The organism is Ekhidna sp. ABH4_415, assembly GCF_056161305.1.
In genome coordinates, this window is sequence record NZ_JBSWYW010000001.1 from 485,817 (window position 1) to 511,550 (window position 25,734).

The following is a 25,734-nucleotide window of genomic DNA, read 5'->3' on the forward strand; positions in this document are numbered from 1 at the left end:
TGCGGTTAAATAATCACACCTGATGACTAAGAAATTTCTTCTTTACTCCGCGCCTTTTTTCATTTTGTTTGGAGCATTCTCCTTATTCGAACCATGGTTTTATCGAAACCTGTTCGCCAGTACGTCTATCGACCGACTGGAAGGGAAAGAGTTTCAGATAATTGCTCACAAGGGAGCATCTGGTCTGGCTCCTGAAAACACCATGGCTGCTTTTGAAAAAGCTCTGGATCTTGGGGTTGATCAAATAGAACTGGATGTTCGTCATACAAAAGATGAAGAGATCATTGTTTTTCATGATCAACGACTGGATCGTGTTGCACGTGATACATTAGGAAATCCGGTCACTGGGGATGTGCATGATTATACCCTAGAAGAAATCAAACAATTTGATGTAGGCTCCTGGTACGATTCACATTATGCCGATCAGCGAATTCCTACTTTGAAAGAGGTGCTGGATTTGATTAATGGTGAAGTAACTGTGCTGATTGAGATTAAGCACATGGATCATCCGCACTACCATGATTTTGCAGAAAAACTGGTGGAGGTTGTGATGAGTGAAGAAAATGGAGAGGATTGGATCATTCTACAATCCTATGAGCCTAAATATTTGGATGAAGTGCATGAACTGGATCCCTACATTCAAACAAAAGCTCTAATTGTAGGGGAGGATTCAGCACCATTGATTGCGTTCTACCTAGAGACGAGAATACATATGGGCCGAGCAAAGGAAAGTAACCGAATGAAAGCCATCAACCCACAGTGGGAGACACTTTCCCCCCGACGCGTTTTTCAAATGCATGCAAAAGGCTATGAGGTTCACGCATATCCAGTCAATAGCAGGGAGGATATGATCAAGATGCTAAATGCAGGTGTAGATGGTATCATCACGGATTATCCAAATGTCGCTATCCAGCTGAGAAACGAGATCAGGAGACTGGGACAGGAAATGCAGCAGTAAGCTCGGCTTCTGCCGCCAGGTATCCGAAAGCATCCCAGCTCGGACTATCAAGTATTCTCAGGAAAATTTCATTGGCTTTTTCCGTATTTCCTTGTTGCTGATACCAGTTACCGATTCCATATCCAAGGGTGGGATCGATTTTCCCATCTTCAGGAAAGGCACGCTTTAATAACGCTTCTGCTTTTTTCTCTCCTTTAAATAACAGCAAGAGATCTAAATAAACATCATTTTCAATGATTTCCATGTTGTCATCAATAGCTACTAGTAACTGATCTGCTAGCTCTGCATTGCCAATTTTATTATAAGTCATGTATAGCCAATAGGAGGTAGCGCTCAGCAAGTCATCATTGTCGCTAAACTCCATGCATTTTTTGTACGCTGAAATCGCTTTGTCATACCTTCCATTGAGGTAATGAGCCAATCCATAATGGTACCAAATATTGAATTTATCATTACCAAGAGGCTTATTTAGCTTGTTAGGCAATCCATCCGGCTCAATTGCATTTTCAACATTCACGCTGTAAAAAGCTGCCATTTCAAAATCATTGACTGCTTTTTCAAGTTGGCGAGTGGTGATATAGCGATGACCTCTGTGTCTGCGCAATTTGTATGATGTTGGAAATTTTTCTAACCCTGCCGTATAGACATCAATGGCCTCTAAATATCTACCCAGGTAAGCCAATCTGCGACCATACCAGATGATAAGTTCCAGGCTATCCGGATTAGCTTCATAATTGGACCTGGCTTCATAGAGATTTTTCTCGTGTGTAGCTCGTGCCTCTTCCGTTAATTGCTTGGGAGGTAGCTCTTCGCCCATTAGGTTGTAGATTTTAGTGGGGTCTTTCGCTTGAGCAATAGGCTTTTGATCTTGAGTGTCTACTCGATTGCTACCCGATTGACAGCTGATTAATGTGATTAAAAGTATTAAAAGGAATTTATATATCATGATATTTACTCTTTCCAATTTGGGTATCCAGGTTGTTTCAGTTCTTCTCCGTTTTTGGCCTCTTTCACCATTTCTCTCACATCCTCTAGCAGTTCTTTTGCATCATAAACCACCCCATCCTTTACGGTATACTTCACGCCACCGACTCTGGTGACTTCATTGTCTTCGGTTAATTTGATCGCTCCTGTTCCGTACAGTACTTTCAGATTAGCCAATGGATTCTCCTCTACAATTACCAGGTCAGCCAATTTTCCTTTTTCGATTGTGCCAATCTCCTTCTCCACCCCAAGTGCCTGAGCTCCCATCAAGGTAGCTGAGCGGATAACCTCAAGCGGATGAAATCCAGCCTCTCTCAGCAATTCCAGCTCACGGATATAAGCAAAACCATAGAGCTGAAAAATGAAACCTGAGTCAGATCCGGTGGTCACTCTTCCTCCTCTGTTTTTGTATTCGTTCACAAACGTCATCCAGAGTTTGTAGTTTTCCTTCCAGGCCACCTCTTCCTCCGTGCCCCAAAAGTGCCAATAAGACCCATGAGACACCTTGCTTGGTTGGTAAAATTTCCAAAGAGATGGGAGTGTATAGTCTTTATGCCAATCGGCATTTCGCGAACGCATAAGGTCACGACTGGCTTCATATATGTTGAATGTAGGATCCAATGTAAAATCCAATTCAAGTAATCGGTTCATTACTTCATTCCATTTATCGGAGTAAGGTTCTGCCGCTTGTCTCCAAAGTTTTCCTGCTTCTCCAAAGCGATGTTGCTCATTTTGATAATTGTAATCAACCGGATAATCCTGAACGATTCGATCATCGAACAAGGCTTCTGGCAACCCGTACCAATGCTCCATAGTCGTAAGGCCGGCTTCAGCAGAGTTTAGCACGTTCCACCAGCCCACATTTAGCTGGGCATGGTGGCATGCAGACCGTAATCCTAATCTTTTATTTTCTTGTAGTGCAGCTGCCATCACTTCTGGTGAGGCTCCAAAGAACTTAATGCCATCAGCACCTCTTCGATAATTAGCTCGAACCCAGGAGATGGCTTCTTCAGCATTGGTGATAGGCCCTTTTAATACTTCGATCCCAACCGATCTTTCCCCAGGCAGATTTCTTACAACTTCAATGTCCTCTAAGTTTTGACCGAATGAAGTGTAGGCAAGAATGCGGGGAGCTGCAATTTCATTTTTGTTACTACGAGTCTTGTGTCTCAGCACCCAATCCAACCCGTTCCCAGCTGATGGGTCTCTGACAGTAGTAATCCCATGTGCTAGCCAAAGTTTGAAAACATATTCTGCAGGAGTACCCTGACTGGTGCCCCCAATGTGTCCGTGCATATCAACAAATCCGGGAAGCACATACATGCCTTCTGCATCGATCTCTATTCCATTTCCTTCCAGTTTTGGTCTTCGGTCTGGATTTATTTCTACTCCAGGGTAACCTACCACCTGAACGTTCGTAATCTTATTTTTTTCTATCACAATATCGACTGGTCCAATAGGTGGGGCACCATTTCCGTTAATGACAGTAGCTCCTCTGATAATAGTCATATCATATGGTCCGCCACCAGTGGTTCTGGATGGTGCAGGGGTGATTTGTGCCACGGTTGCCTCTATGGTGATAAATGATATAAGTATAAGAAGGAATTTTTTCATAAATCGCGATGTATTAATTTTTAGCTTAGATTTAAAAATAATCAAATAACTAGTATGGCCGCAGTAGAATCGAATATGATGCCTCTTGGTGCAGTAGCACCTGATTTCAATTTACCTGATGTTATCTCTGGGAAAAACTTTACGCTGGAAGATGTGAAGAAAGAATATGGTGTGGTAGTGATGTTTATATGTGCCCATTGTCCTTACGTTAAGAATATTGAAGAGGAAATAGCTGTGATTGCTCGCCAATACATGGATTTAAAGGTTGGGTTTGTGGCTATATGTTCGAATGATCCAACTGATTACCCGGAAGATGCCCCAGAAGGACTTAAGGCTCAGGCTGAAGAGTTTGAATTCGGCTTCCCCTATCTTGTAGACGAAAGTCAGGAAGTTGCAAAAGCCTATCAGGCGGCCTGTACACCCGATTTCTTTTTGTTTGATGAGGATCTTAAGTGTATTTATCGTGGTAGGTTTGATGCAAGTACCCCCGGCAATCCTGAACCGGTCACTGGTGATGATTTGGTTAATGCTTTAGAGGCCCATCTGGAAGATGAGCCAATATTTGAAGATCAGAAGCCTAGTATCGGTTGTAGCATTAAATGGAAGAGCTAATACTTTTCGAGTAGCTTAGATTGTTCTGTCACCGCTTCCTTGAATTCAGTCTTTAGCCTCTTAATCAACTCAGTGACAGCAGGAGAATCATCAATTTTTGTGACTCCCTGACCAGCTGACCAGATGGTTTTCCACGCTTTGGCTTCATCGTTTGAAAGCTCTTCTCCAAAATCAACTTTAGCGCTCTGCTTCCACATTTCTTCGGTGATTCCCATTGCTTCAAGACTTGGCCTCAGAAAGTTGGCATGAACGCCAGAAACAGCTGCTGTATAAACAATATCGCTGGCGCCTGCATTAATAATCATCTGTCTGTACTCTTCCGGAGCTTCGCTTTCTTTCGTATTAATAAAACGTGTTCCCATATAGGCCAAATCCGCCCCCATTTGTATGGATGAAGCGACATCCCTTCCGGTAGATATACAACCTGATAGTAAAATGGTCTTATCAAAGAATTCTCTAACCTCTCCGACAAACGGCATTGGATTCAATGTTCCTGCATGACCACCAGCTCCCGCACATACTAAAATCAAACCATCAACTCCTGCTTCAGCGGCTTTCTCAGCGTGTCTTTTCATGATTACATCATGAAAGACCAAACCGCCATAACTATGCACCGCATCTACAAGCTGTGTCACCGCTCCTAAGGAGGTGATTACTAAAGGCACCTTATGTTTTACAACTATTTCCAGATCAGCCTCAAGTCTTGGGTTCGTCTTGTGCACAATAAGGTTTACACCAAATGGAGCTGCTTTCTTACCAGTTTCTTTTTCCCATTTAGATAGCTCTTCTTTAATCTCGACCAACCATTCCTCAAACCCTTCTGAAGTTCGATTATTTAAGGCCGGAAATGTTCCAACGATCCCATTTTTACAGCATTCGATGACCAACTTAGGTCCTGAAATGAGGAACATAGGTGCTGCTACTACAGGCAATTGCAATTCAGAAATGAATGGAGCTTTCATCGCTTGGATTTAGGAATTTATACATTAAAAAATTATTGAAGGGCAATTTAGCCTGTAAGGGGAGAACATTGTAGATGGCTACTCACATTTACCTAATTGATCATAAAGTTTTCTTAAATCACCAATGAAAGACTTTAAAGCATCTGGCTCTTTTTCAAACTCATAAGTCACTTTCTTTGACCCTTCCGGAGTGGTAATTTTTATCCACTCCGCCCCACCATCAGCACAATCCGGACAACCAATGATTTCTTCAAGACCCATAAATGCAACAAGATTCACTTTTGATGTAAGTGAGCCGTAACCATCAAAGGAAGCACCGCAAGTCTTTTCCGTAAGGTTCTGATCCATTCGAGGGGTCACTGTTTTGGAAATTTCTCCCTCTGTTATAGTTAATGTTTGGGTACAATAGCCCGCACACATGCCAAAACTAGTCCCAAATTCAATTTGGATGATTTCTGAACTTTGTACTTGCTCCTGACAGTTAGACATTAGTGCTGCGAGAAACACAAAAAGTACGGAAAGTAATTTCATTGTCAATTGAATTAATGTTTCCAATTTATATCAAATAAAATGCCACACCTAATTAGTGCATTTTATAGTCCATCCGTGATTTAGTAAATTGCGCATCCATTTTTACGCCATGAGTATACAAGGAAAAGTTAAAATCGTAACCACCCATCAGCTTCAGGAAATGAAAGCCAAAGGGGAGAAAATATCAATGTTAACAGCTTATGACTACTCCATGGCTAAAATCATTGACCAATCCGGAGTAGATGTCATATTGGTTGGTGATAGCGCCTCCAATGTAATGGCCGGAAATGAAACCACACTTCCCATCACCCTGGATCATATGATCTGGCATGCTACCTCTGTGGTGAAAGCTGTTAATCGAGCACTTGTGGTCGTAGACGTACCTTTTGGTAGTTACCAGGGCAGCTCATCTGAGGCATTACGGTCTTGTATCCGTATCATGAAGGAATCGGGAGGTCATGCGGTAAAAATGGAAGGTGGCGTGGAAATTAAAGAGAGCATCACTCGTGTGCTTTCTGCAGGTATCCCTGTAATGGGACATCTGGGATTGACTCCTCAATCCATTTATAAGTTTGGAACCTATACTGTACGGGCCAAGGAAGAAGCGGAAGCTCAAAAACTCATAGAAGATGCAAAAATTCTTGAGGAACTGGGTTGTTTTGCAATTGTATTGGAAAAGATACCTTCCAAACTCGCTAAGAAAGTTTCCGAATCTATCTCCATCCCAACGATAGGCATAGGAGCAGGTCCTTATACGGATGGTCAGGTACTTGTAGTTCATGACATGCTTGGCATCACCCAAGACTTCAAGCCACGTTTTTTACGCCAGTATGCAGATCTGAATAAGATCATGAGTGAGGCTTTTGAAAACTACGTTTCCGACATTAAATCCCAAAAATTCCCCAACGAAAAAGAGAGTTACTAAACCTTATTTAAAAAAGAGAAAAATCAATGGCGAAGATTATTTACACACATACCGACGAAGCACCCGCTTTAGCAACGAAATCTTTACTACCAATCATACAGGCGTATGCCGGTAAAGCTGGCGTAGAAGTCGAAACAAGAGATATATCCTTAGCAGGGAGGATTATTGCCGTTTTTCCTGAATTCCTATCTGAAGATCAAAGGATTGGGGATGCACTTACAGAATTAGGGGAAATCGCAAAAACGCCTGAAGCCAACATTATTAAACTTCCGAATATTAGTGCCTCCATTCCTCAGCTACTCGCTGCTATTAAAGAGCTTCAATCTCAGGGGTATCCTTTGCCAGACTACCCAGTAGAGCCAAAAACCGATGAGGAGAAGGACATTAAGGCGCGATACGATAAGGTTAAAGGCAGTGCGGTAAACCCAGTGCTAAGGGAAGGTAACTCAGATCGAAGAGCACCAAAAGCAGTAAAAAACTTTGCGAGAAAATTCCCTCATTCCATGGGTGAGTGGAGTGCCGATTCTAAATCACATGTGGCGAGCATGAGTGAAGGAGATTTTTATGGAAGTGAAAAATCTACCACTGTTGCGAATGAAACACATGTGAAAATCAAATTCCATGGTCAGGATGGAGAAACTGTAGACTTAAAGCGAAGCTTTCCGATCCAGGCAGGTGAGGTCATTGATGCCTCTGTGATGAATATGTTCAAGCTGAAGTCATTCATCGAGAAGGAGATTGAGGACGCCAAGGAAAAAAACATTCTTTTCTCACTACACATGAAAGCCACCATGATGAAGGTCTCAGATCCGATCATCTTTGGCGCAGCTGTAGAGGTGTATTACAAAGATGTATTTGAAAAGCATGCTGACCTGTTCAAAGAATTAGGTGTTGACCCTACCAGTGGAATCGGGGATGTTTATAATAAGATTCAATCGCTGGAAGAGGCGAAAAGAAAAGAGATCGAGGGGGACATTGAAAAGCTGTATGAAACTCGTCCTGCATTGGCAATGGTAAATTCCGACAAAGGAATCACCAACCTACATGTGCCAAGTGATGTAATCATTGATGCATCTATGCCAGCGATGATCCGAACATCGGGTCAGATGTGGAATAAAGACAACAAAACGCAGGATGCAAAAGCGGTCATTCCGGATCGCTCATATGCTGGTGTTTACCAGGCAGTGATTGATGACTGTAAAAAGAACGGAGCTTATGACCCTACTACCATGGGAAGTGTACCAAACGTTGGTTTGATGGCGCAGAAAGCAGAAGAGTACGGTTCGCATGATAAAACATTCCAGTTTGATAAGCCTGGGAAAGTTCATGTGGTGGATGCAGATGGAAATGTGCTTCTTGAACAAGAGGTACACACCGGAGATATTTTCCGAATGTGCCAGGTAAAAGATGCACCAATCCAGGATTGGGTGAAGCTGGCAGTGAACCGAGCCAGAGCAACAGGATCTCCTGCTGTTTTCTGGTTAGATAAAAACAGAGCTCATGATGCTGAGCTGATTAAAAAAGTAGAAACCTATTTGAAGGATCACGATACTTCAGGTCTGGAAATTCACATTATGTCTCCAGTGGAGGCTACCAAGTTTTCAGTAGATAGAATAAGAAAAGGCCAGGATACCATCTCAGTAACCGGGAATGTTCTTAGAGATTATCTGACAGACCTTTTCCCGATTTTGGAAGTGGGAACCAGTGCCAAAATGCTTTCAATCGTTCCTCTGATGAATGGCGGAGGGCTATTTGAAACAGGGGCTGGCGGATCAGCTCCTAAGCACGTCCAGCAGTTTGTGGAGGAAGGTCACCTCAGATGGGATTCATTGGGAGAGTTTTTAGCTTTAGCAGTATCGCTCGATCATCTAGGTGAAAAGTATGACAATAAGCGTGCGAAAGTGTTAGGTGAAGCATTGGATAATGCCACATCTAAATTACTGGAGGAAAACAAGTCTCCATCCAGAAAGGTGAATGAAATTGACAATCGAGGTAGTCATTTCTATCTTGCAATGTACTGGGCGGAGATGTTGGCTAATCAGGATGAAGATGCTGAGTTAAAAGCAGCTTTTGAAGATGTCTACAGACAATTAGCTGCTAATGAGGATAAAATCAACGAAGAGCTACTTGCCGCACAAGGGGATCCTGTAAACATAGGTGGATACTATCAGCCAAATGAAGAAAAGGCAACAGGCGCGATGCGTCCAAGTCAAAGTTTAAATCAGATCATTGATTCTATTTAAATAGATATTCAACATGAGATCAAATCCTCTTCATCATGAAGAGGATTTTTTTGTTTTTAGTCATTATGAATCATTATACATGTGAATAATATTCCTGTATCATTGAAATGTTGATATTAAGAATTATTTTGAGAGACATTCTCAAAAGCGATCAAATTGAAGCGAAAAAACATACTGATAACGGGTGCAAGCTCTGGCCTGGGAAAAGGCATGGCAAAGGAGTTTGCGAAACAAGGATGCAACCTGGCCTTGTGTGCACGAAGAGTTGAAAACCTGGAGGCGTTGAAAAAAGAACTTCATGAAATCAATCCCGATTGCAAAGTCTTTCTGCGATCATTGGATGTGACCAATGCCCAACAGGTTTTCGATGTTTTCAAAGGGTTCAATCAGGATTTTCATGACGTTGGAGAACAGCTGGATCGGGTGATTGTTAATGCTGGGATGGGAAAAGGTGCATCATTGGGCAAAGGACATGCTGAAGCGAACATGCAAACTGCCGTCACTAATTTCTGTGGAGCAATCAGTCAGATGGAGGCTGCAATGGAAATTTTCAGGGAGCAAAATCATGGGCACCTGGTAGCTATTTCATCTATGTCTGCCTTCAGAGGTTATCCGTTTGCGATGACCGTTTATGCTGCAACCAAAGCAGGACTTAAAAGTCTGGCAGAAGGCGTCCGAATTGATGTATTAAAAAAACCCATAAAAGTATCGTCCATTTTTCCTGGCTATATAGAGTCTGAAATGACAGATAATATAGGTAAAAAGCCACCTTTTATTATCAGTTTGAATAAAGGATCAAAACTTCTTGTAAAAGCAATCAACAGAGAAAAAGCGAATACCTACGTTCCATTTTGGCCCTGGTATTTCTTTAAGCTCATGATGCCATTTATGACTACCAAAATGCTTCGAAAGTTTTAGTCATTCAATATGAATTTTCAACCATCCCAACGATCTCAGGAATATCTTGAAAAATTAAAAGCCTTTATGAAGGAGCATGTATTTCCCTTCGAAAGGGAATACATTGAATACCATAAGGAGCACAATGCCGATGGTAAATGGCAAAGGTGGACTGAGCACCCACAGCTTGAAGACCTAAAAAGTAAGGCCAAAGAAGCAGGACTCTGGAATCTCTTCTTACCAGACCCAGAGTTAGGACAGGGTCTGAGTGTGCTTGAATACGCTCCCCTTGCGGAAGAGATGGGACGAGTGTACAACTCTGCAGAGATATTTAATTGCAATGCACCCGATACCGGGAATATGGAAGTGCTCTATCATTTTGGAAGTGAGGAGCAAAAAGCGCAATGGCTTACTCCATTGCTGGAAGGTGAAATAAAATCCGTCTTCTGCATGACCGAGCCGGATGTAGCTTCCTCAGATGCGACCAATATTGAAACCTCTATCGAACCGGATGGGGACGAAATTATCATTAGCGGAAAAAAGTGGTGGTCTACAGGGCTGGGACACCCAGATGCGAAAGTGGCCATTGTGATGGGGAAGACGAAAGGTTCTGAGAACAAGCACCAGCAACACAGCATGGTGATAGTACCGCTGGATACCCCCGGTGTAAAAATTAAGCGTATGCTAACCACATTCGGAGCGTACGATCCACCGGCCGGGCATGGGGAGGTGCATTTTAAAAATGTTCGGATACCTAGGGAAAATCTCATCCAGGATTTTGGTGCCGGTTTTGCGATTGCTCAGGGCAGGTTGGGACCCGGAAGAATTCATCACTGCATGCGTTGTATTGGTGCGGCAGAGAGAGCTCTGGAGCTTGCAATTATTCGGAGTGGCACCCGTCAGGCATTTGGAAAATTACTGGCGCAGCTCGGTGGAAACTCCGAACGGTTTGCGAAAGCGCGCATTGATATTGATCAGGCCAGGTTGCTAACACACTATGCTGCCTGGAAAATAGACCAGGTGGGAGTTAAGGAAAGCATGACTGAAATTTCTGCCATCAAGGTGGTTGCTCCAAATGTATTACAGCAAGTGACTGATATGGCCATGCAGATTCACGGAGGAGCCGGCCTTTCAGATGATTTTCCACTGACCAGCTTTTTTATTCAGGCCAGGGCGCTACGGCTGGCGGATGGTCCTGATGAAGTTCACCGCCGAATGATCTCCCGATTGGAGTTTAAAAAATACCTTTCATAAACATGGAAAAGGAGCAGCGACCCGGCGAGGAATTGGAAATGAATCGACTGCTTCCATGGATCAATGAGCACATGCAAGGCTTGGAAGGAAATCCCAAGGTCACTCAATTCTCAGGGGGTGCCTCCAACTGGACCTATCGTCTGCAGTTTGAGAATCAAGACCTGATCCTGCGCAGAGCTCCTTTGGGGAAAAAAGCTGCAGGAGCGCATAACATGCCGCGGGAATATTATCTTCAAAAGAAATTAAAGGCACATTTCTCCTATGTCCCGGAGATGATCGCTGTATGTGAGGATGAAGAAGTGCTAGGGTCCACCTTTTACTTGATGGAACGATTGGAAGGAATGATCCCCAGAAAAAACTTACCTCGAGAGGTGAATTGGAGACCTGATATAGTGAAAGAGCTTTGTCTGTCTTTTTTGGATAAAATGATTGAGCTACATCAGGTGGATTATGAGAAACATGGCCTGGATGACCTGGGAAAAGGTGAGGGGTATGTAGAGAGACAAATTTCCGGATGGAGCAAACGCTACACAGATGCAAAAACCTGGAATGTGCCATCCGGAAAAAAGGTGATGAGATGGCTGGAGCAAAACATGCCAACAGAGGAGCGCCTGTGCATCATTCATAATGACTTTCGCTTAGATAATGTGGTACTTGATCCAAACGATCCTGCAAACATCGTTGGAGTGTTAGATTGGGAGTTAGCAGCTATTGGAGATCCACTAATGGACCTGGGAAGCAGCCTGGCCTATTGGGTGCATGATGATGATAACTTTTTTATCAAATCGATGAGACGCCAACCAAGCAACGCGCAGGGAATGATGAAAAGACAGGAGATTATCGATTATTATGCTGAAAAGTCCGGCTTACCTATCGATGATTTTCGTTTCTATCGTGTGTATGGGTTGTTTAGACTGGCAGGAATTGCCCAGCAGATTTATTATCGATATTCTAAAGGATTTACACGGAATAAAGCATTTAAGAATTTCTGGATGATTTCTATCTATCTAATTAAAACCTGTGAAAACGTAATCAAGAAAAAGCGATAGCTATGGGAGTGATCTACTTAATTCGTCATGGTCAGGCAGGTTTTCTCAAAGAAGATTATGACCAGCTTTCAGATCTTGGAGCAAAACAAGCTCAACTACTAGGCAATGCACTGAAGGAACGAAATCAATCCGTATCGAAAATCAAAAGTGGCTCTCTGGTCAGACATAGAAAATCAGCAGATCACTGTTTGGAAAGCTTTGGATTAAGATTACCATTTTCTGTGGATGATCGTTGGAACGAATATGACCATATGGAATTGCTGATCAAGCACAATCCCCGTTTCACAGATTACAGTGCAATTGGTGATCATTTAAAACAACAAGAAAATCCCATGCGGTCCTTGCAGCAGATACTTAACAATTCCATTGCTGACTGGATCAAAGGCGAGAAGGAATACGCTCTGGAATGGCAATTATTCAAAGAGAATAGCTGGAATGCACTGAAAGAATTAGCTGATCAATTGAATAGCGGAGAAAACGCCTGGGTATTTACTTCTGGTGGCCCTATTTCAGTGATTTTGATTCATCTCTTATCTCTGCAAGACGAACAATTTGTCGAATTGCAGGGAAGGTTAGTAAACAGCAGCGTTACCAAAATACTCGTTGGAAAGAACAGACTTTCATTAAGTACATATAATGATTATAGCCACCTGGATCATGATAGCAGCCTAATTACTTATCGATGACTATTTTGAAAAAACTGAATAAAAAGTATCCAAACAAAACAGCTTTCATCACCGGAGCGGCCTCAGGTCTGGGTGCTTCATTTGCAAGATTGCTGGCTGAAAATGAATGGTCTCTATACCTCTCAGATATTAACATCGCCTCGCTTGAAGAACTGAGAGCCACACTGGATGGAGCCAAAGAATTACACACTTTTGAATTGGATGTAAGCAATAAATTATCCTACGAACGAACCGTAGAAGCGATCAGGAAAAATACCTCTCAAATAGATTTAGTTATCAATAATGCAGGTTTCGGGGATGGAGAGTTCTTTCAGAATTACAAACCGGATCTATGGGAGCGAATGATTCGAATCAACCTGATGGGTGTGTATTATGGTTGTCATTATTTCGTCCCCTGGATGATCGAACAATCTAATGGAACAATCATCAATATTGGAAGTGCTGCAGGCTTTATGAATGCCCCGGGCATGTCCGCTTACAATGTGTCAAAAGCCGGCGTGTATGCCCTCTCCGAGACACTATATCACGAACTGAAATCAAAGAATATCCACGTGAGTGTTGTTACACCCACCTTTTTCAAGACTAATATCATGAGCCAGGCACAAGGCTCTCAGGCATTTGTGCACTTTGCGGAAAAACAAATGCACCACTCTACTACCAATGCAGAAGAAATGGCGCAAATTGTTTTGGAACATGCTGCAAACGGTAAATTCCACGTCATTCACCCCAAGGAAGCAAGGAGAGCTTACTTTTTCAAAAAATGGTTCTCTTCATTGGTTTCCCGAAAATTTGAAAAGATGCTGGAGAAGTTCCTAAAGCGTTGAAATTGTCATTTCAACTTCCTGAACAGATTGCCATCAGGCTCCAGACGATATCCGGTTAAAATTCCTCCCTCTCTTTCGAAATAAATGGGCTCTCCATCTGCATCTGAAAAAAGATCATTGGTTTCTTGAAAAATCGGATAATAAATATCTTCGATTAAAACCTTCAGATCTCCCTCACTGAATTCTAGTTTTATTTTAGCTCCATCCTTAAATTCATATAATCCCGTATATTCACTTAGGTTTATACCTGAAGTTTTATAAGGATTATCTTCAGAAAGAATTAAGCCATCACCCGGCACCCAATTATCATATTCCATGTAATAGGCTGTGCGCTTGGCTGCATTTAATCCCTGTAGCTTAGCAACTAAATGTAACGCACCATCAATTCCTGCTGAAATTCCAGCAGTAGTGATCACATTGCCATTATCCACAAACCTGGCGTCCCTTCTTACATCGACCTTTGGGTAATTATTCTCAAGTCCATCAAGTGCATTATGAAAAGTAGTGGCGGTTTTCCCATCAAGTATGCCAGCTTCTGCAAGTAAAAATGCCCCCGTGCAAACAGAGAAGTGATATTGAATGTCCTCTTGTTTCCTTATCCAATTGATGACTGTAGCATCTGTAAATGCAGATTGGGCATTACCTCCAAAAAAGGCAAGTATATCTGCCTCAGGAGCATCGTTTATGCTGTAATCCGGCGTGACTGTAAGAATTCCTTGTGATTTTATGGGATCCTTATCTTTCGAAACTGTAAACACTTTGTATCCGGCATAGGAGAATACTTCCATTGGCCCGGCAAAATCCAACACTTCTACACCATCTTGTAAGTAGAATGCGATCGTTTTGGATTGATCTTTTCGGATTAAAAGCATATTACAATGTGAACAAACACCTGGTTTATCATGAACTGCTTCATCGCAATGACTTCCGCATGGCGGGCAAATGTATTGTTGAGAAACCTGAGCCTGAGCAGATAGCTGAAGAATGGCTAGAAGAATAAATACGTTTAAAATTGTCCTTTTCATAGTCTTTTTAAGTTTTGGTCAAAGCTATGAAGCTTCCACAGGAAGCAAAAGGACAATCAAGCGCAGAATCAGGACAAAGTTGAAGGAAGGATATCTGAGTGTTTCTTGAGTAAGCTTCTCAATTGATTGCTACTTAGGCCACACAGATTACTGACGGCATCTACTTTCTGGCCATTGGTCAAAAGCTGCATCGCTCGCTCTATTCGAAGTTTATCATGATATTCACCGATAGTGATTCCGGTGGTTTTTTTGAACAAACGGGTAAGGTTTCTTGGACTCATATGAACAAGGACAGCCAGATCATCAATTTTCTGTTTGTCACTTAAGTGCTGAGCCAGGTGGTCCTGAACCTTATGAATACGATTTTCAATATGGTTTCGATATTGTAGAAATACACTTAACTGCGGATCGTCCTCAGTTCTCCTCAGGAAAACCACAATCTCCTTGGCAATCTTAGTTGCAAAAAAGGGTCCATATAGCTCTTCAATGATATACAACGCCAAATCAATCCCTGACGAAATTCCAGCACTGGAGTAAATATTTCCATCCTTCACAAAAAGTCGGTCTTTGTAAAGCTTTGACTTAGGAAATCGTTTGCTAAAATCATCCGTGTACTTCCAATGGGTGGTACATTCCTTGTCGTCCATCACTCCGGCATACGCCAAAAGATAAGCGCCCGTGCAAACAGAACAGATTTTAGCGCCATTATTTCTTTGAATCAGCAACCATTCATAAAAAGGGATTAGAGATTTCTTAAATGCCTCATCAAATATCAAACGAGCATCCAGTCCCGGAATAAAGATGATATCGTTCTGATTAAGTTGATGATTCGTATAAGGCACCAGTTTATCCAATCCAATGCCTGCGCTTGACTTGATCGAATGATCCTTACTGATGGAAAGAAAAACTGATTCAATATTAGCACCATATTCAGTCGCCTCATAAAACACATGAATCGGTCCACTTACATCAAGAAGATGAACTTCAGGAGGTACGATAAAGAACACTCGATAGCGATGATCCTGCTCCATGGATCAAAGCTACCGAAGCAGTCTTAATCTTAAAATATGTTTAGTGTCTATCAATGCTTCTTTTCAATCTTTTATTTCCTGCATATTTCTGACCTGACTCATCACAATCTTTTTTGGAGTAATTGGAATAAAAGCCATCATCAGTTTTTGAGAAAGTTTTAATCCTGATATTTTGTCCATTTTTCCCTTAAGCATTGCCTTGTATCCATCCTCGGCTACTTTTCTGGCACTTGCTCCATTTTTAAATAGATCTGTTTTATCCATCCCAGATACATTACCAAAGTCCGTTTCAGTTGCTCCGGGCATTAGGTTGGTCACGGTAATATTTGTGTCTTTTAATTCTTCAACCAATGCATTGCTAAAAGAAGTAACGAAAGCCTTAGTTGCATAATAGACTGCTTGAAGAGGACCTGGAAGTAAACTAGCCGTTGAGGATACGTTCAATATCTTCCCATCGTTTCTTTTCACAAAATCCTGAAGGAAATAATGGCTCAAGGCAACTAGGGCAGATATATTCAGGCTAATCATATTCAAATCATCCTCGATATTTCGTTCATGGAACTTACCCACACCCCCAAACCCGGCATTATTGATCAGGTAATCCACGTCAATTCTCTGTTTTTTCACTTCATCATAGAGCTCTTTAGCGGCTCCTGATTTAGAAAGATCTTTTGCTATTACATGAGCCGCGATACCATGTTTCTTTTCCAGCTCTTCTTTAAGCTCTTTCAGTTTTTCTTCACTACGAGCTACGATCACTATATCTCCACCTGTTTCAGCGTGAATGTGTGCGAGCTCCTTTCCTATACCGGATGAAGCTCCGGTTATCAAAGCAACGTTATTGTTCATAATATTGAAATTATTAGTGAGTAATCACTTATTTTATGTATAAAATTTTTATAATTTATATTTCTGTTTTAAAAATCGAACGGTTTCATCCATTTCATAGGATTCTTGTAGAATACCGCGGGTGGCCAATCCATCCATGAGAGTGATCAGTAAGTTGGCTTCTTTCTCGGGATGATTATACCTAAGCTGATCAAACGCGCGAATAAGAGCTTCCTCAACTTCAGCCATTTTATCCTCTCCGTATAGTTCCAGCTCCCATTTGATCTTGAATTGTAATTTCCAAAACTCCAAAGCGGCTTTATTGTTCATTACTTTGATAGGAAGTTCTACGTACTTTTTTAGTAGTTCTTTAGGGTCGGGCTCCAATACAATATCCGCAAATAAATCTTTCGCTCGATCTTCACCGAGTCGAAGGATTGCTTGCAACAAACCTTCTTTATTGGTGAAATGCCGAAAAATCAATCCCTCCGATACGCCGGCTCGTTTTGCTACCTTGCTCGTAGATGTACTCTTATATCCTTCTTCAGCGAAGAGTTCAAGGGCAGCAGTCACTATTTTTTCTTGTTTCTCTGTCATAAAGTGAGTAATCACTTACAAAAGTATAAAAATGTAATTACCTTGCAAATTATTATGAAATTATTCAAACGAATCATACTCATATTGTTTACAATCGTGATTCTAATTGTAGTTGCTACAATCATCTTTTTCCGTACCGCACCACAGATCGGGGGTAGGCCATCAGGTGATCGTCTGGAGTGGATGAAAAAAGCCCCCAACTTCATTGATGGGAAATTTCAAAATACAGTGGAAACAAAAATGGAGATCACATGGAAGATGATAAGAAAGCCTCTTAAACACTACTTGTTTGAGGATAAATGCTTAAAAAATCCGAGAAAGACAATCGCTGTTAAGACTTTTGATAAGGATGAGTTTAATAGCATTCCCAATGATAGCCTTGCATTTGTCTGGTTTGGTCATTCTACCATCTTGATGAAGATAAATGGCGTAACCTTATTGATTGATCCTGTCATTGTTGGCCAACGCGCTTCCATGTTTTCTTTCATGGGGCCAGAGAGATTTGACTATTCACACCATATCACGATTGAGGAATTGCCGAAAATTGATGCCGTGATTTTATCTCACGATCATTATGACCATCTGGATTATCCGACAATTAAGGCATTGAATGATAAAGTTGACCGGTTCTATATTCCTCTGGGAGTAGGGGCGCACTTAGAGGAGTGGGGGGTCCAACCGGATCAAATCACAGAACTAAATTGGTGGGATGAGATTGAGTTTCAAGGCCTGAATCTCGCATTAACTCCAACCAGACATTTTTCCGGTAGGGGATTTGGTGATCGGTTCAAGACCCTGTGGGGTTCCTGGGTAATTATTGGATCAAACAAGAGAATGTATTTCAGTGGAGACAGTGGATACTTTCCGGGCTTTAAGGAAATTGGTGAGAAGTATGGCCCATTCGACCTGACTTTTATGGAGTGTGGGGCTTATAACGAGGGATGGAGTGAAATTCATATGTTTCCGGAGGAAACAGCCAAGGCACATCTCGATGTGAAAGGGAAACTATTGATGCCCATCCATTGGGGAAAGTTTGATCTTGCGCTCCATCCATGGAAGGAATCAGTAAATCGGCTAACTGAAAAAGCGGAAGAGGAGAACATTCCATTATTCACTCCACAAGTTGGGAAGATAGTGTCTCTGTCAGATAGCAGTGATTTAGATTCATGGTGGGAGAACGTCGACTGATGCTTATCTTTATCGGATACCTTATAATTATCCGATGAGATTACTAAGATATTTTTTAATTCTTTCACTTTTTGCTTGCAACCAAGCTATTGATACTACTACCAATACAGAGGTAATTGAAAAAACAGCGGCAGACTATGATGATCTGATCGACCTTTTTGTGGAATGGCGGAATTTTGAAAATCCACCACTTATTAATGGTGCTCCTGATTATCGAAAGGAGACATTCGATGAACGACATGAAGCGTTCAGAGAGCTTCAAAATAAACTACTGGCGATGGATACTACTGGATGGTCAGTAGCCGAAAAGATTGATTGGAAAATTGTTTGGGCTGAGATGAATGGTTATGATTTCAATTATCGCATCCTAAAACCTTGGGAACGTGATCCGGCCTTTTACAAATCTCTCTGGATGTATCGTAGTGATGTGCCGGCACACGAAGGACCAACTCATCATGGAACAACGGAGATTTGGCAATATGAATTCCCATTGGATATTCCTTCAAGAGATCAATTATTGGCTGATTTAAAAGTGATCCCAGGGATGAATGAGCAGGCAAAAGCAAACCTCACTGGAGATGCTAGAGATCTCTGGATAGCAGGTATTCGTACGATTGAGTTTCAGTCTGAAAACCTGAGAATGATCAAAGAGTGGCAGGACATCAATGAAGATGATGAGCTGGTCAGCGCAATAGATGAAGCGATTTCTTCAACGGATGATTTTATCGGCTGGCTAAAAGATCAGGTTGCTTACAAAACCGGACCATCCGGAATCGGTAAAGAACATTACACCTGGTATCTGCAAAATGTCCATCTGGTTCCATTGACATGGGAGGACGAGGTGATGATACTCAAAAGAGAATTGGCCAGAGCCTGGTCAGCATTGAAATTGGAAGAACACCGAAACAGAGGACTCGTACAGCTGGAGCCGGTGAATTCTATAGAGGCCTATGATGAATTGGCAGATCAGGCAGCAAAAAGTTTGATTGAATTTCTGGATCAGGACTCCATCGTGACTGTTAAGGATTATTTCGATCCTGCTTTGAGGGAACATCTTGGATCTTTTGTGCCTGAAGAAACACGAAACTTCTTTTGGATCACGGCCCATCATGATCCGAGACCACTTTACTCCCATTTCTATCATTGGTTTGAATTGGCTAGAATGGATACTGAACCACATGAAAGTCCAATCCGAAGAGGGCCATTACTTTACAATATTTTCGACAGCCGAAATGAAGGAACAGCTACCGCTGTGGAGGAAATGTTCATGGATGCAGGCTTGTATGATGATGACCCAAGGGTACGAGAGATTGTTTATATCATGATCGCTCAGCGAGCGGCCCGAGGATTGGGTTCATTGTATGCTCATGCAAATGAGATGACCATGGAAGAGGCCGGTAAAATTCATTCGGAGTACACACCCCGAGGCTGGATGAAAACAGAAAAAGAGTTGCTCATCTTTGAGCAGCATCTGTACTTGCGTCAGCCTGGCTATGGCACCAGCTACATCACCGGAAAATACCTACTTGAAGATGCCATGATGGGGTATGCGCTGAAAAAGGAAAAGGCAAATGAGCCATTTAAACTCAAAGACTTCTTCGATACATTGAATGACATTGGCAATATTCCGATTTCGTTGGCCAAAGAAGTGATGATCACTACGGAGTGATTATTTAAAAATAAATCCTAAAAGAGGATTTTTACGTTAATCACGCGGCTGGTAAATTATACATATGAAATGTGTTCTGACACTTTTGCTATTTCTAGTTGGGCCAATCTCAAAAGCTCAGCAAAATGATTCGATCAGGTTTCATTTGCATCAATATCGGATAGGGTATTCTCTTGATTTTTTTGATGATGAACTCAGTAGTTGGAATACCCTAACGGTAGGCTCAGACTTTACAGTAGGAAAATGGACTGTATTGTCACGTGTAAATTTTTCTCGTCGGTTTGACCAAAACGGAATATATGCTGAGGTAGACGGTTATAGAAAATTCAAAAATGATGATTACATGCTGTTAGAAGCTGGAGTCTCACCACAAAATTTCTTTCCTCATGTCAAAGTAGGGGTAGAATATTACAATCCGTTTGGAAAATGGGAGCATTCGATTGGATTAAAGCACTACAACTTTGAGCAAACCGGAGATTTAATTTTATTAACAAAAAGTCTATCACGATACTATGGGAGACATCTTTCTATTTTGAGGTTAAATGGTGCCTGGGCATTAGACGGAGGAGATTTTAGTAATTACGCAGTATTGGTACAGCACCGTTACTATCGAAAAGATGATTCATATATTGGTGTTTTTGGTTCTTATGGATTTGACACTTCATTGATTATCCTAAATGAAGGTCTACAAAATACTGGAACTGATCCATACTTGATATCTGCGGGTCTAAACTATCAGACAAGTCGAGTCAACAGACATCAGTGGTCATTTAGTTACGTCTGGACCTTTTATGATTTTGTAATTCATAACCGAACACAGCACACCCTATCATTTATTTATTTACTCAAACAAAAAGGGCATGAAACCTACTAACATTATATTGGCTGAGCCAAATGAACTTCTAGGAAAAGTTTTGCAGGACAGACTAGAGAAAGAAGGCTTTGAGGTGCAAGCAGTTGAAGATGGGATTGCGCTGGCAAATGCAATTAGTCAAAAGTCGATAGACCTCATTATATCCGAAGAGCTACTCCCATATAAAAATGGGATGGAAATCATCGTGACGGCTAAGTCTCACAATATTCCTATTATCATCATCAGTGATGCGGACTTGGAAGAGAAAATATTGGAGGCGTTTGAATTGGGTGCTGCAGATTTTATTGACAAACCTTTTTCTCCCAATGAGGTAGTTGCACGGGCAAAAAATGTTCTTAATCAACGTAAACAACATGCTCAAGTACTTTAATTGGGTAAGCTCGGATGATTTTTGGTTGGTTTGGTTGATTCTTGCCATTCTCTTTATGGCAGGGTTGGTGCTTTTGGTTGTGTTGAGTTATCGCCTTCAGTACATCCTGTTAGACCGAAAGAAAAAAAAGTTTAAATCAACGCTGATAGTATTATTAAGTAATGTTTTAAACAAGCCCGAATCCGCTTTAAAATACACTAGTCGAATTGAATATCTACTGAATAAGAGATGGAAGTACGAAATACTATTAGATCAACTGATTACTGTTTGCTATTCTTTTCAAGGTGTGTATGCTGACCGGGCTCGTGCATTGTTTGATGAGTTCAACCTAATAGAAAGATCAAAAGAGAAATTGTCTTCCACCCGTTGGGATGAGGTAGTAGAGGGTATCATTGAGCTTTCCGTCATTGCTGAGCATGATGGTCTTAAGTTGATTCATCCCCTTTTGTATCATCCGAATGAGTATGTTAGAAGAGAGGCTAAGATAGCCATGGTGGAGATTGGTAAAGTGGATGGTTTGGTAGAAATGAATAGTCAGATGGGAGTAATGTCACAATGGACGTTTATTTCTATTTTATCTATTCTTCATCGCAATCCATATAAACTGCCCGAAAAGAAGTTAAAGCTTTTAAGTGAATCAAAGAATCCTTCAATGCGGAAATTATCCACCTTTTTAGGTAAGTATTCAATTGCATATAACTGATATGTTTAATTACCAATCAATAACAGATTTTCTGAACTATGGCATATTTGTTTATGCGTTGATAATTATGTCTAGCTATTTACTCTTGGCTGTTATCTCTCTGATCGCGATGCGTAAACATTTAAAGCAAAATAGCAATACCTATTTTGATCATATTCTGAGATCACCCATTGCACCTAGCATTTCCATTATCGCTCCGGCATATAATGAAGAATTATCAATAGTGGATAACGTTCGATCCTTGCTATCTATTCATTACAACAACTATGAAATTGTCATTGTGAATGATGGTAGCACAGACAATACTTTACAAAAGATGATCGAGGCGTATGATTTGGCTCCTGTTGCAGCTATTGCAACTGAACATATCGCTCACAAGGAGGTGATAAATGTTTATAGGTCGACGAATCAAGTTTTCAAAAAGCTGGTAGTCATTGATAAGAAGAATGGTGGTAAATCAGATGCACTTAATGCTGGGATTAATTACGCTACTTCTGTCTTGGTGGCCTGTGTAGATGTGGATTGTGTAATTGAAGATGATGCGCTTTTACGAATGGTTAAACCATACTTAGAGGAAACCAGAGCAAAAGTAGTGGCCGTTGGTGGGGTCGTAAGAATAGCCAACGATTGTGAAATCAAAGATGGTAGACTCATTAAGGTAAATCTTTCCAAGAAGTGGCTACCCACTTTTCAAACGCTGGAATACATTCGGGCGTTTTTATTGGGTCGGATGGCATGGAGCCATCTGAATGGATTGCTAATTATATCTGGTGCATTTGGTCTTTTTGATCGTAAACTTGTACTAGAAGTAGGTGGGTACGATCCCTCAACAGTTGGAGAAGACATGGAGTTGGTGGTACGCATTAGGAGGTACATGGCAGAACATAACCGCCCTTACACAGTCGCTTATGTTCCAGAACCATTGTGCTGGACGGAGGCACCTGAAAGCTTACCAATGTTTATGAAGCAACGCAACCGCTGGACTCGTGGAACCATTGAGACTTTGCAGCGACATCAGAAAATCTTGTTCAGAAAAAAATACGGTTTAATGGGTATGCTTAGCTACCCATTCTGGTTGATTTTTGAATGGATGGCCCCAATTATAGAATTTGTAGGATTGATCTACTTTGCGGTGTTAGCCACATTGGGATGGATTAATTGGTCGCACTTTACTATTTTAATAATTCTGGTATTCACCTATTCAATTTTAATATCCTGGTTGGCACTTATGATTGAAGAAATGACTTTCAGAGAGTATACGAAAAAATCAGCCTTGCTAAAGCTCTTACTTTTTGCCGTGTTAGACCCATTTATATATCATCCAATCACGGTTTGGGCCGCCATCAAAGGGAATTTTGACAAATTTGTTCGAAGAAAAAAAACCTGGGGTCAGCAAGTAAGAAAGGGTTTTAAGTCGGCATCCCCAACTTAATTCCCCCATTTCCCTTTCAGCATTGCCAGCTTGGCTTGCAGATCACCATCTGGCACTTTCTCTTCTCGAGGTTTTGGATTCTGCGGTTTGTTTTGCGGCTTCCGTTTTTCTGACCGTTTCACCTGCGGAGCATCCCCCTTCATAGACAATGAAATACGCTTTCTCGGGACATCCACCTCCAATACAGTGACCTGTACTTTTTGCCCCAGCTTCACTACCTGCGCGGGATCGGAAACAAATGAATTTGACAAGTGGCTGATGTGCACCAATCCGTCCTGGTGAACACCTACGTCTACAAATGCACCAAACTTGGTGATGTTAGTCACTACGCCAGGCAGCTTCATGCCTTCTTTCAGGTCTGTGATTTCATTCACTCCTTCCTGAAATTGTACCGCCTCAAACTGATCCCTCGGATCACGCCCCGGTTTATCCAGTTCGTCCATGATATCTTTTAGCGTAGGTAGGCCCACCTCATCAGAGACATAGTCTTTTAAGTTTATCTTTTTTCTTAGCTCGGCACTGGTCATCAAATCTCTCACAGAGGCCTGCGCATCTTTAGCCATTTGCTCTACGGTAGCATAGCGTTCCGGATGTACCGCACTTTTATCCAATGGGTTCTCTGCTCCTTCTATGCGAAGGAATCCGGCTGCCTGTTCAAAGGCCTTTCCACCCAAGCGAGGGACTTTTTTCAAGGCTTCCCGTGATTTGAATGGTCCGTTTTCATTTCGGTATTTCACGATGTTCTCTGCGATGCTGGCACCCAGTCCGGATACGTAGGTCAGCAGCTGCTTGCTTGCTGTATTCAATTCCACACCCACATTATTCACACAAGCCATCACTACATCGTCCAATGACTTTTTCAGTGCAGTCTGATCCACGTCATGTTGGTACTGTCCAACTCCAATCGATTTTGCATCGATCTTCACTAACTCTGCCAATGGATCCATCATGCGACGGCCAATGGAAACGGAACCCCGTACTGTAACGTCTTCATTCGGGAATTCTTCCCTTGCAGCTTCTGAAGCTGAATAAATGGATGCACCACTTTCATTCACCATGGCCATAATGACAGAAGACGGCAGCCCCAGCTTCTTCACAAATCCTTCTGTTTCCCGGCTGGCGGTACCATTTCCAATGGCAATGGCCTCAATTTGATGTTTTTCTACCAGGTGTTTCACCGTTTCACCTGCCCGGGTTATGTCTTTTTGTGGCTCATTTGGATAGATGGCTGTGAATTCAAGAAGCTTTCCTTGCTTATCGAGACAAACGACTTTACAGCCGGTTCGGAAACCCGGATCAATGGCCATAACCGCTTTCTGTCCGAGTGGGGCAGCCATAAGCAATTGCTTCAGGTTTTCTGCAAATACAGCAATGGCTTCCTCATCCGCCTTTTTCTTGCTCTCCATGCGTACCTCCGTTTCGATGCTTACACTCATCAAGCGCTTATAGGAATCTTTGATCGCAGTTGCTACCTGTTCGGAAGCCTCGTTGTTCGCTTTCAGAAATTCCTTTTCAATGATGGTGTGTGCCTCAGATTCTTCAGGGGCGATGTTCATAGATAGGTAGCCTTCTTTTTCACCCCTTCGAATGGCAAGGAGGCGGTGTGATGGAATCTTTGCGATCGGCTCGTCCCACTCAAAGTAATCTTTGTATTTCTGGGCTTCCGGGTCTTTTTCTTTGCTCTTCAGCACCTTGGAGGTAATGATGCCTTTTTTCATGAAGAGCTCACGAATCTGCTGTCTTGTTTCCGCATGCTCGTTGATCGTCTCAGCAATGATGTCTCTTGCCCCTTGGAGCGCATCCTCTTCTGATTCCACACCCTTTTCTTCATCTACAAATTGACTTGCCTCTGTAAATGGATCAAAATTCCCTTGATCCAAAATCTTGATAGCCAATGGCTCCAGCCCCTTCTCTTTAGCGACAGAAGCGCGTGTTTTTCTTTTGGGCTTATATGGAAGGTACAGGTCTTCCAATTTGGCCATCGTTTCGGCCTCATTGATTTTCTTTTCCAGCTCAGGCGTCAGCTTTTCCTGTTCTTTGATAGACTTCAGGATTGCCTCTCGTCGTGCATCCAGATCACGAAGCTGCTGGATACGGTCACGGATGCCTGCCACCTGCAGGTCATCCAGGCTGCCGGTCACCTCTTTTCTATACCTGGAGATAAATGGAACCGTAGCTCCTTCGTCCAATAAATTGATAGTTGCTGTTACTTGTCTGGGCGATAAGTTGAGTTCCCCTGCAATTCGTTCTTCGTGTCTCATGGTATGGTCATTCTGAATTTGTTCGGTCGTGGAACAGTCAGTAATCTTTTATTAAATAAATGGTTGCTTTGTTATTAGACCCTGAAATAAATTCAGGGTGACGAATGAATTCATTCGTCAATAGTCGCCAAAAATAACTGGTCGATTGATTCGGAAATAGAAATCTCAAAAAGAGTTATCCACTTTTTTGATCTTTTTTAAGAGAGAACATGCAACA

At 41.9% G+C, this 25,734-nt stretch carries 24 protein-coding genes; 15 read left to right on the plus strand and 9 right to left on the minus strand.

Going from position 1 to position 25,734, the window contains the following annotated elements:
* Positions 1-22 precede the first annotated feature (22 nt).
* The gene (locus ACXAH9_RS02165; RefSeq protein WP_474893243.1) at positions 23-958 is read left to right on the plus strand and encodes a glycerophosphodiester phosphodiesterase; all 936 of its coding nucleotides are present in this window, start codon (positions 23-25) and stop codon (positions 956-958) included.
* Here ACXAH9_RS02165 and ACXAH9_RS02170 read toward each other — a convergent pair.
* Complete coding sequence (locus ACXAH9_RS02170; protein ID WP_474893244.1) at positions 927-1,904, minus strand: tetratricopeptide repeat protein; 978 nt, start codon at positions 1,902-1,904, stop codon at positions 927-929. The two genes, ACXAH9_RS02165 and ACXAH9_RS02170, sit on opposite strands and share 32 nt — an antisense overlap.
* Before the next feature lie 5 nt (positions 1,905-1,909).
* Positions 1,910-3,556, minus strand: a complete 1,647-nt coding sequence (locus ACXAH9_RS02175; RefSeq protein WP_474893245.1) for an amidohydrolase family protein — start codon at positions 3,554-3,556, stop codon at positions 1,910-1,912.
* Positions 3,557-3,610: 54 nt separating this feature from the next.
* On the opposite strand from ACXAH9_RS02175, the gene ACXAH9_RS02180 reads away from it, so the two are divergent.
* Entirely contained in the window at positions 3,611-4,168 is a 558-nt protein-coding gene (locus ACXAH9_RS02180; protein ID WP_474893246.1) for a thioredoxin family protein, read from the plus strand.
* Here ACXAH9_RS02180 and ACXAH9_RS02185 read toward each other — a convergent pair.
* Both ACXAH9_RS02185 and ACXAH9_RS02190 read right to left on the minus strand, forming a co-directional pair.
* Positions 4,165-5,130, minus strand: coding sequence for an NAD(P)H-dependent flavin oxidoreductase (locus tag ACXAH9_RS02185; protein WP_474893247.1), 966 nt, complete (start codon positions 5,128-5,130; stop codon positions 4,165-4,167). The genes ACXAH9_RS02180 and ACXAH9_RS02185 overlap by 4 nt on opposite strands.
* Before the next feature lie 78 nt (positions 5,131-5,208).
* Positions 5,209-5,661 (minus strand): hypothetical protein, encoded by a 453-nt coding sequence (locus ACXAH9_RS02190; protein ID WP_474893248.1) that lies wholly within the window; start codon positions 5,659-5,661, stop codon positions 5,209-5,211.
* Positions 5,662-5,770: 109 nt separating this feature from the next.
* Here ACXAH9_RS02190 and panB point away from each other — a divergent pair, with 109 nt between their 5' ends.
* The 7 genes from panB (at position 5,771) to ACXAH9_RS02225 (ending at position 13,539) form a co-directional block, all read left to right on the plus strand.
* Entirely contained in the window at positions 5,771-6,586 is an 816-nt protein-coding gene (panB, locus tag ACXAH9_RS02195) for a 3-methyl-2-oxobutanoate hydroxymethyltransferase (protein ID WP_474893249.1), read from the plus strand.
* Positions 6,587-6,612: 26 nt separating this feature from the next.
* A complete protein-coding gene (locus tag ACXAH9_RS02200; RefSeq protein WP_474893250.1) occupies positions 6,613-8,829 on the plus strand; it encodes an NADP-dependent isocitrate dehydrogenase in 2,217 nt (738 codons plus the stop codon).
* A gap of 156 nt (positions 8,830-8,985) precedes the next feature.
* Positions 8,986-9,747 (plus strand): SDR family oxidoreductase, encoded by a 762-nt coding sequence (locus tag ACXAH9_RS02205; RefSeq protein WP_474893251.1) that lies wholly within the window; start codon positions 8,986-8,988, stop codon positions 9,745-9,747.
* 66 nt (positions 9,748-9,813) lie between these two features.
* Positions 9,814-10,980, plus strand: a complete 1,167-nt coding sequence (locus ACXAH9_RS02210; protein ID WP_474893252.1) for an acyl-CoA dehydrogenase family protein — start codon at positions 9,814-9,816, stop codon at positions 10,978-10,980.
* A 2-nt stretch (positions 10,981-10,982) separates the two neighbouring features.
* On the plus strand, positions 10,983-12,029 hold the full coding sequence (locus tag ACXAH9_RS02215; RefSeq protein WP_474893253.1) for a phosphotransferase family protein: 1,047 nt from the start codon (positions 10,983-10,985) through the stop codon (positions 12,027-12,029).
* 2 nt (positions 12,030-12,031) lie between these two features.
* Positions 12,032-12,715, plus strand: a complete 684-nt coding sequence (locus ACXAH9_RS02220; RefSeq protein WP_474893254.1) for a histidine phosphatase family protein — start codon at positions 12,032-12,034, stop codon at positions 12,713-12,715.
* Complete coding sequence (locus ACXAH9_RS02225) at positions 12,712-13,539, plus strand: SDR family NAD(P)-dependent oxidoreductase (protein WP_474893255.1); 828 nt, start codon at positions 12,712-12,714, stop codon at positions 13,537-13,539. Before ACXAH9_RS02220 ends, ACXAH9_RS02225 begins: the two co-directional genes overlap by 4 nt.
* A 5-nt stretch (positions 13,540-13,544) precedes the next feature.
* Here ACXAH9_RS02225 and ACXAH9_RS02230 read toward each other — a convergent pair whose 3' ends face one another.
* The 4 genes from ACXAH9_RS02230 to ACXAH9_RS02245 all read right to left on the minus strand — a co-directional run bounded on the left by ACXAH9_RS02230 (position 13,545) and on the right by ACXAH9_RS02245 (position 17,020).
* Positions 13,545-14,564, minus strand: a complete 1,020-nt coding sequence (locus tag ACXAH9_RS02230) for a DJ-1/PfpI family protein (RefSeq protein WP_474893256.1) — start codon at positions 14,562-14,564, stop codon at positions 13,545-13,547.
* A 68-nt stretch (positions 14,565-14,632) separates the two neighbouring features.
* The gene (locus ACXAH9_RS02235; protein ID WP_474893257.1) at positions 14,633-15,595 is read right to left on the minus strand and encodes a GlxA family transcriptional regulator; all 963 of its coding nucleotides are present in this window, start codon (positions 15,593-15,595) and stop codon (positions 14,633-14,635) included.
* 63 nt (positions 15,596-15,658) lie between these two features.
* Complete coding sequence (locus tag ACXAH9_RS02240; protein WP_474893258.1) at positions 15,659-16,444, minus strand: SDR family NAD(P)-dependent oxidoreductase; 786 nt, start codon at positions 16,442-16,444, stop codon at positions 15,659-15,661.
* Positions 16,445-16,492: 48 nt separating this feature from the next.
* The gene (locus ACXAH9_RS02245) at positions 16,493-17,020 is read right to left on the minus strand and encodes a TetR/AcrR family transcriptional regulator (RefSeq protein WP_474893259.1); all 528 of its coding nucleotides are present in this window, start codon (positions 17,018-17,020) and stop codon (positions 16,493-16,495) included.
* A gap of 54 nt (positions 17,021-17,074) precedes the next feature.
* On the opposite strand from ACXAH9_RS02245, the gene ACXAH9_RS02250 reads away from it, so the two are divergent.
* The 6 genes from ACXAH9_RS02250 to ACXAH9_RS02275 all read left to right on the plus strand — a co-directional run bounded on the left by ACXAH9_RS02250 (position 17,075) and on the right by ACXAH9_RS02275 (position 23,256).
* Positions 17,075-18,208, plus strand: coding sequence for an MBL fold metallo-hydrolase (locus ACXAH9_RS02250; RefSeq protein WP_474893260.1), 1,134 nt, complete (start codon positions 17,075-17,077; stop codon positions 18,206-18,208).
* A 34-nt stretch (positions 18,209-18,242) separates the two neighbouring features.
* Positions 18,243-19,877, plus strand: coding sequence for a DUF885 domain-containing protein (locus ACXAH9_RS02255; RefSeq protein ID WP_474893261.1), 1,635 nt, complete (start codon positions 18,243-18,245; stop codon positions 19,875-19,877).
* Positions 19,878-19,941: 64 nt separating this feature from the next.
* Positions 19,942-20,751, plus strand: coding sequence for a YaiO family outer membrane beta-barrel protein (locus ACXAH9_RS02260; protein WP_474893262.1), 810 nt, complete (start codon positions 19,942-19,944; stop codon positions 20,749-20,751).
* Positions 20,738-21,121: a response regulator transcription factor gene (locus ACXAH9_RS02265; protein WP_474893263.1), complete on the plus strand. Its 384-nt coding sequence runs from the start codon at positions 20,738-20,740 to the stop codon at positions 21,119-21,121. Before ACXAH9_RS02260 ends, ACXAH9_RS02265 begins: the two co-directional genes overlap by 14 nt.
* On the plus strand, positions 21,105-21,824 hold the full coding sequence (locus ACXAH9_RS02270) for a hypothetical protein (RefSeq protein ID WP_474893264.1): 720 nt from the start codon (positions 21,105-21,107) through the stop codon (positions 21,822-21,824). The genes ACXAH9_RS02265 and ACXAH9_RS02270 overlap by 17 nt, the downstream gene beginning before the upstream one ends.
* Before the next feature lie 67 nt (positions 21,825-21,891).
* Entirely contained in the window at positions 21,892-23,256 is a 1,365-nt protein-coding gene (locus tag ACXAH9_RS02275) for a glycosyltransferase family 2 protein (protein WP_474893265.1), read from the plus strand.
* On the opposite strand, the gene ACXAH9_RS02280 is transcribed toward ACXAH9_RS02275, so the two are convergent.
* Positions 23,253-25,517, minus strand: a complete 2,265-nt coding sequence (locus tag ACXAH9_RS02280) for a Tex family protein (protein WP_474893266.1) — start codon at positions 25,515-25,517, stop codon at positions 23,253-23,255. The genes ACXAH9_RS02275 and ACXAH9_RS02280 overlap by 4 nt on opposite strands.
* Between the last annotated feature and the right edge of the window lie 217 nt (positions 25,518-25,734).